At 41.4% G+C, this 469-nt stretch carries 1 protein-coding gene; it reads left to right on the forward strand.

Going from position 1 to position 469, the window contains the following annotated elements:
• Positions 1 to 10 precede the first annotated feature (10 nt).
• A complete protein-coding gene (locus tag A3761_RS28985; RefSeq protein ID WP_369808208.1) occupies positions 11 to 178 on the forward strand; it encodes a hypothetical protein in 168 nt (55 codons plus the stop codon).
• The last annotated feature ends 291 nt before the right edge of the window (positions 179 to 469 follow it).

Genomic DNA, 469 nt, shown 5'->3' on the forward strand with positions numbered 1-469 from the left:
TTCTCCCTTAGTGATATGTCCCAGCTACGAATCTAAAGGGGAATGGCGCGTGGAAGGCGAAGGTAACAGTTACGCTGCTCGTTATACGACTCAGTCCAATATTAGTGGCTTTGCATTGCTGGGTGAATGTATTGCTCAGAAGGGCAGTTTTATTAAGGAGATAGAACTTACTGGATAGGTATAATCTTTTAGCTCGAAGGGTGTCTAGCCCGCAATTTCGATGCGAATGCTGTATGAGAGTGTATGGATTGTCTAGATTTCTTGGATCTACCACCTATTTAGCCAATGGAAATGTTAAACCAATTGGTTGGATAGAGTTTTACGCGATGATAGTAATTTTTGTACGAAAGTGGTTTTGTAAACAAGTAACTTAGTGGCTACATTACTACAAGCAGTCCGCAGGATATTCTGTATTTGAGTCTATATTTATGTCCGCTTCTCTCACGTTACGGAATGGTGAAAAGCGGTC

The sequence above is a fragment of the Oleiphilus sp. HI0123 genome, from assembly GCF_001635315.1.